This window comes from Roseofilum sp. SBFL (assembly GCF_017746885.1).
Classification (GTDB): Bacteria; Cyanobacteriota; Cyanobacteriia; order Cyanobacteriales; family Desertifilaceae; genus Roseofilum.
On the sequence record NZ_JAGHZH010000106.1, the window covers coordinates 20,807 to 27,059 of the forward strand.

10 protein-coding genes are annotated in these 6,253 nt (G+C 44.6%); 5 read left to right on the top strand and 5 right to left on the bottom strand.

Annotated features, from left to right (window positions below; genetic code table 11):
• Positions 1-28: 28 nt before the first annotated feature.
• From J7545_RS11880 to J7545_RS11895, 4 genes are all read left to right on the top strand, one after another.
• Positions 29-334 carry a hypothetical protein gene (locus J7545_RS11880; protein WP_318719595.1) on the top strand — a complete coding sequence of 102 codons (306 nt, stop codon included), beginning with the start codon at positions 29-31 and terminating at the stop codon, positions 332-334.
• Between the two features lie 159 nt (positions 335-493).
• Positions 494-1,246: a dienelactone hydrolase family protein gene (locus tag J7545_RS11885; RefSeq protein ID WP_318699623.1), complete on the top strand. Its 753-nt coding sequence runs from the start codon at positions 494-496 to the stop codon at positions 1,244-1,246.
• A gap of 105 nt (positions 1,247-1,351) precedes the next feature.
• Positions 1,352-2,263 (top strand): S1 RNA-binding domain-containing protein, encoded by a 912-nt coding sequence (locus J7545_RS11890; RefSeq protein WP_318699624.1) that lies wholly within the window; start codon positions 1,352-1,354, stop codon positions 2,261-2,263.
• Between the two features lie 103 nt (positions 2,264-2,366).
• The gene (locus J7545_RS11895; RefSeq protein ID WP_318699625.1) at positions 2,367-3,242 is read left to right on the top strand and encodes a Tab2/Atab2 family RNA-binding protein; all 876 of its coding nucleotides are present in this window, start codon (positions 2,367-2,369) and stop codon (positions 3,240-3,242) included.
• A 217-nt stretch (positions 3,243-3,459) separates the two neighbouring features.
• Here the strand turns inward: J7545_RS11895 and J7545_RS11900 are convergent, their stop codons facing one another.
• Together J7545_RS11900 and psb30 are read right to left on the bottom strand one after the other, a co-directional pair.
• Complete coding sequence (locus tag J7545_RS11900) at positions 3,460-3,768, bottom strand: hypothetical protein (protein WP_318699626.1); 309 nt, start codon at positions 3,766-3,768, stop codon at positions 3,460-3,462.
• Positions 3,769-3,857: 89 nt separating this feature from the next.
• Entirely contained in the window at positions 3,858-3,989 is a 132-nt protein-coding gene (gene psb30, locus J7545_RS11905; RefSeq protein WP_271936453.1) for a photosystem II reaction center protein Ycf12/Psb30, read from the bottom strand.
• A gap of 153 nt (positions 3,990-4,142) precedes the next feature.
• On the opposite strand from psb30, the gene J7545_RS11910 reads away from it, so the two are divergent.
• On the top strand, positions 4,143-4,508 hold the full coding sequence (locus J7545_RS11910) for a YkgJ family cysteine cluster protein (RefSeq protein WP_318699627.1): 366 nt from the start codon (positions 4,143-4,145) through the stop codon (positions 4,506-4,508).
• A gap of 10 nt (positions 4,509-4,518) precedes the next feature.
• On the opposite strand, the gene J7545_RS11915 is transcribed toward J7545_RS11910, so the two are convergent.
• From J7545_RS11915 to J7545_RS11925, 3 genes are all read right to left on the bottom strand, one after another.
• Entirely contained in the window at positions 4,519-5,346 is an 828-nt protein-coding gene (locus J7545_RS11915) for an ion transporter (protein ID WP_318699628.1), read from the bottom strand.
• A gap of 185 nt (positions 5,347-5,531) precedes the next feature.
• Entirely contained in the window at positions 5,532-5,867 is a 336-nt protein-coding gene (locus J7545_RS11920) for a hypothetical protein (protein ID WP_318699629.1), read from the bottom strand.
• A gap of 93 nt (positions 5,868-5,960) precedes the next feature.
• Entirely contained in the window at positions 5,961-6,131 is a 171-nt protein-coding gene (locus J7545_RS11925) for a hypothetical protein (RefSeq protein ID WP_318719596.1), read from the bottom strand.
• Between the last annotated feature and the right edge of the window lie 122 nt (positions 6,132-6,253).

Consider the following 6,253-nt stretch of genomic DNA (forward strand, 5'->3'; position numbering starts at 1 on the left):
ATACCATAGATAACTAACAGCCAAACCCATGTCTCAAGACTTTTTCCTTCCTCCTGATGAAGCCAAAACCTTTGGCGATATCGACTTTATGCGTAGAAAGCAACGGGTCAAGCATACCTATCCCAAAGGTAAGCGGGCGAGTGAAGTGGTTGAAGCCTCTTCGATGGAAATGCAAATCCGCCCTGAAGGTCAAATGATGTCTTCAACCCCTGCGAAGTCTGAACCTCAAGCCAGCAGTCAACCTTCAGAAACCACTCCCGCTCGTCGTCCTTCCAATACCAACACAGGTGGCTTAGACTTCCTGAAGATGGCAAAGGGAATGAAAAAGAAATAGAGGGCAACTGCCAATCTCTCTAAAGATTTGCTCATCTGTCTAAACACTTTTTGTCAAAAGCTCTTCACTAGATATCCAGTGGAGAGCTTTTTTCAGCTCAAGATTAACGAGTTTTTCCCTTAAAATTGGAAAGACGCAACCTCAGGTTTTCCGGTAATCATGGCAGAGCTAACTATACACTCTACTTCAGTGCAAGTCCCTAATGGCGACTTACTCATTGATGCGTATCTGGCTGAACCTACTACACCGGGTTCCCATCAGGGGATAGTCGTAGTACAGGAGATTTTTGGGGTAAATGCACATATTCGCGATGTAACCGATCGCATTGCCAAACAGGGCTATATTGCCATTGCTCCAGCGATTTATCAGCGTCTGGCTCCCGGTTTTGAAGCCGGTTATACCCCAGAAGACATTAAAATCGGCCGGGAATATAAGGTTAAAACCAAGGCGGATGAATTGCTCAGTGACATTCAGGCAACCTTAGATTATCTAAAAACACGACCCAATCTGAAATCGGGAGGCTTTGGGGCGATCGGATTTTGCTTTGGCGGCCATGTCGTTTATCTGACTGCTATCCTGGATGAGATTAAGGCCACTGCGTCTTTCTATGGTGCAGGAATTGCTACTCTCACCCCAGGGGGAGGAGCACCCACTATTACTCGTACCCCAGAGATTAAGGGAACCCTCTACTGCTTTTTTGGCAATGAAGATGCCAGTATTCCAGCTTCAGAAGTCGAGCAAATTGAAGCCACTCTAAGAGAAGCTCAGGTTTCTTATCAGATTTTCCGGTACGATGGAGCCGATCATGGCTTTTTCTGCGATCGCCGTGCTAGTTATAATGCAGAAGCTGCTACTGATGCCTGGGCTAAAGTGAAAGATTTGTTTCACGCCCAACTTCAGGCTTCTGAATAGCAACTGCCAAGGTGGTGAGGACTGCCTTGAAAGGCTCAAACCTAGCACCCATACTCGATTGCCTTTTGCCTAGCGCAAAGTGCTCTAATTTCTCAGACCCTAGTTATGAACTCTGAATCCAAACCCTCTTCTGAAACTCCCTCTTCTATTGGCTTTTCCCCAGATGACTTTGCCCAAGCTCTGCAAGAGCATGACTATACCTTCCAAAAAGGACAAGTGGTACGCGGTCGTGTGGCTGTCCATTCCCAAGAGGGAGCCTATATTGAAATTGGTGGCAAGTCTACTGCCTTTGTACCCATACAAGAGGCGGCTTTAGAAAATGTAACCGATTTGTCTACCGTTTTACCTCTGAATGAGGAATTAGATTTTCTCATTACTCGCGAACAAAATGAAGAGGGACAAGTAACACTCTCCCGTCGCCAACTGGCAATCCAGCGCCTTTGGGATACCCTATTAGAGAAGCAGGAGGATCAACAAGCGCTACAAGTTCGGGTAACCGGGAGCAATAAAGGGGGCGTGACAGTTGATGTGATGGGACTGAGAGGGTTTATCCCGCGATCGCATCTGAGTCAACGGGAAAACCTCAATGCTCTCAAGGGGGAAACCCTGACTGTAGGATTTCTGGAAGTGAATCCAGATACTCGTAAGTTGGTGCTTTCTGAACGGCTAGCAACCCAAGCGGCGACGTTTAGTCAGTTAGAAGTGGGACAATTGGTAGAAGGACGAATTGCTAATATTAAACCCTTTGGTTTATTTGTCGATTTAGGCAATACCACAGGACTGATTCATATTAAGCAAATTAGCCAAAGCTATATTGCTGCCCTCTCCAGTCATTTTTCTATTGGTCAATCCATTAAGGCAATCATTATTAGTATTGATGAAGGGAAAGGACGGATTTCTTTGTCTACCCGCATTTTGGAGAATTATCCCGGAGAGCTATTAGAAAATATGGATGAAGTCATGGAAAGTGCTACGGCTCGTCGAGAACGTGCGGTTAAATCTTTGCCTGATGCTTAGACTCATAGGTTGAGTTTCTCTAGTAGGAGGAGTATGCTTTTTCTTTCCACCTCCTACTTTTGCAACTGCTCTACATTTGGACTGTTACTGGTTAGTTGATTCAATGAAAACAATTTGGGAACTCGATTTTTACTCCCGCCCTATTCTAGATGAAAATAATAAGAAAATTTGGGAAATTCTGATTTGTGAAACTCCATTATCGATCGCGACTGACCCCGAAAACTTATTTCGGTATTCTCGGTCTTGTTCGAGTAGTAAAGTTAACTCAGGAGAATTAAAGGCTGCCCTGTTAGAGGCCATGGAGCAAGCCCCCAGTCGGCCCAGTAAGATCCGCTTCTTTCGCCGACAAATGAATAATATGATTGTCAAAGCTTGTAAGGATTTGGCTATTCCTTCAGCTCCCAGTCGCCGCACGTTAACACTGTATCAGTGGATACAACAGCGAGAAACAGAAGTCTATCCCCAAGAAGCGGGTTATGATGCCAAGGCAGCTTCTTCGCCTTCTGTAAAATATGAATCGGCGATCGCCCAATCGCTCCCAGATGCCATCCTAGGTCAAAAATGGGCATTGGTTAGCCTAGAAGCACAAGCGTTTGCCGAGATGCCCGAATGGGAAATTGCCTTTGGAGAGTCTTTTCCCTTAAGTCCATTTGAATTATCAGAAACAACTCCCATTCCTGGTATTATCCTCTTTTCCTCCCGCGCCATTCCTATGGCAGGATGGATGTCTGGTCTAGAATTAGCCTTTCTCAAAGTGATGGAAAATCGAGAAGATAGGAGCAAGAAACCCAGGCTATTACTGGAAACCGGAGTGAACGAAAGCTGGATTTTGGCTAACCTGAACACCCCCCAATTATTAAAAGAAGGAGAAAATCTAGAACAAGCTAAAAAGCAGTCTAAAGGAATTCATTTTATCGCCATTCAGTCCAATCCTGAATCAGAATCATTTGCGGGATTTTGGTTGCTGCAAGAACGATGAGTTAATCACAGCGCTTTACGCTGGGGAATAGGGAATAGGGTTGTGGTACATGGAGAGAGGATTCAAGCTTGTGTTTCATAACGCAAGCAGAGTGCTGTAATATAGCGCTTCGCTCTAGGCAACAGGGAATATAGCGAGGGAAGAGAGAATTAAGAAATTTTCTATTACCTATTCCCCATTCCCTATTCCCCATTCCCTATTACCTATTCCCCATTCCCTATTCCCTACTCATGGCTTTTGTTTTCATACGCCACTCTTTGCGCCAATGGTTAATTAAGATTGTTAACCCAGTAATTAACATCCAGAGCAAACCCAAACCATTGAGCAAAACATAAACGGATTCAAAAGATTTACCGAAATATTCCCCTTCATGGATCACCATGAGGATATGCACCTGATCGCGGCTGAGTCCAAACCAATCTTTTGCCAACCGGTAGGAAACCCCTGTAAAGACGGTGATAAACAGGGGAAGTAGGACAATGGGAGCGAGGGTTTTGTGTAGAGTACGAATGGTAAGTTTAGCCATGATTAGCCCTTATAGACTCAAATTGTTATAGCGCTAATTAAAAAAAGCCCGACTATATCGGGCTTTAGTGCGTAAGGAGTGAACGATAATTAGAGGTCGCCACCTCGCAAAAATAGAACAAAGATAACGGCTGGGCCAGCTACCACTACTAATGTTAGCATTAATAGCTGTGCTATGAGTATCCAATCGATCCCTGTGAACAAGTTTGTGATAAAATCCATGTCTCCTCCACTCTCAACCCTAGGAGTTGATGCAATTACTAGATAGAATGCAACTTCTGATTTTACATGGGGATCGACCCCAAGCTTTAAGGAAGTTAACAAAACTCAATAAAGTTTAGCCCAATTCCCCAATTCAGCTTACGGAGTAGCTTTATGGCAACTTGGCGTTGTATTAAACAGTGTGGTGCGTGCTGCCATCTCGATCCAGATGAGCGCCCGGATCTAGACCAATACCTATCCCCTAGTGAGTTAGAACTCTACTATAGTTTGGTAGCCCCTGATGGCTGGTGCATCCACTTCGATCATTTAACCAAAGAATGTACCATTTATCCAGACCGTCCCCAATTCTGTCGGGTACAACCGGATGTCTATGAAAGGATGTTTGGTATTGACGCGCAGGAGTTGAATGATTTTGCGATAGAGTGCTGTGAGCAGCAAATTGAGGGGGTTTATGGCGATCGCTCCCTGGAGTTGCTCCGATTTCGCCGCGAAGTTGGTTTAGAGACACAAGAGGGTTAGGTATTTACGGTTATTCTTGACTCACTGTTTTCGAGAGTTCCATCTCCTGAACCAAACTAGAGCCACAATGTTTACAGAACTTAGCGTCTGGATCGTGAAATAATAAACCACAGTCTTGACATTCCACTCGCACTTTTTGGGACTCTTTAACAAAATGTTTGACTAAATCTCCGACTTGCCAAGGAATTAAGGAAATTCCCGTTAAAATCATGGCTAAGGTAATCCAACGTCCGGCTTCAGAAAGGGGAGTAATATCCCCAAATCCGACGGTTGTCATGGTGACAATGCAGAAGTAAAGAGCATCGAAAAAATGGCGAAAGGATTGGGGATTGATGGCATGTTCAATCTGATAAATCAAACCAGAATAGACGAAAATAATGGAAAAGAGGGTAAAGCCGATGCGGGTAACAATCAGGTTGTTTTCTGAGTTAATGATGCCGAGAAATGTTTTAGCCCCTAGATAGCGGAGTAGATGCAAGATCCGAAACCAAATCAGGGTTTTCGAGAATCCAATTTCGATGTCGAATACCCCGAAGATAAAGGGAATAAAGATCAATAGATCAATGAGCGAATAAATGCTTAAGAAGTACTCTAGTTTCTGTTCGGCACACCAGAAGCGCAACAGATATTCTAAAATAAAGATAAGGAGAATACAGGTATTGGCTAGATCTAAAACCTGAAAGAGATCGGGGGGAAGATCGTAGGTTTGGATAACGAAAATGGCAGCAGAGATCAGGACGAGCGTAATAATGGTGAGATTGAAAATTTTCCCGAGTAGAGTTTCAATTCCCAACCATTGATTTAGGGTTTGACGTGGGGAAATGAGCTGAGAAGTCAAAATAATTAATCATGAATAATTAAGCATTATCAAGTAGGGTGGATAATGTCCCACCCTACCATTCACAGATCAACCGATGGAGGTTAGGGTACGATCGCCCACTTCCCGATCGGCATCTACTTCAGTCGTTACTGATTTAACAAGGGTTTGCATCGTCAAGTTCAGGAGCTTCAGTCACTTCACGGTTAACGGGGAAGGGAATCCTTGCCTTTAACCATCATTCCCACAGCACCGAATCCTGCGATTCCCGCTAAACCGGCAATCATAGCAACCGGCTTATTTTTAGCCTCATCTGTGATATGAGTATGGTCATGAACATGATGGATGGGAGTAGAGCTAGTGATATGACTAGCGGAAGTCGGTTCAGCCCTATCACTGGTGGGAGCAGCAGAAGTCTGGTTCTCTCCGGCTCCTTGAGTAGGAGACTTACTAAGAAAGCAAGCTTGAGCCGAAACACCGAAGAAGACAGTACTGGCGATCGCCAAACCCATGACGCTACCGATGAAGTAGGGAAATTTCATGATATTAAAACAGTTCAATAGGTTAATATCCCAATTAGGGTTTAGGCCCTAGGGATTCCGATCAATGATGCCATATTGTCGTGCGACTGACCGTTATCTGAGTAACACTTGTGCGACTACGGGAAAGCGATCGGAGATTAATATCCCTTCCCATGGCGATCGCTCGACTCTGGCAGATAAGAGGGAGCAACGAGCATCATAGTAAATGCTATCGACAGCATCCCAAGCTTTACCCGTGAATTCATGATACCCCTCTTCTGTCACTCTCCGAAAAGCTTTAGCTTTTCGGAATCGTAGAGTGTAGACAAGGCAGGCGATCGCGCCATTTTTTCTGCATATCAATTCCCAAGAGTATGCATATGGGCAAAAATGAGATCGCCACACCC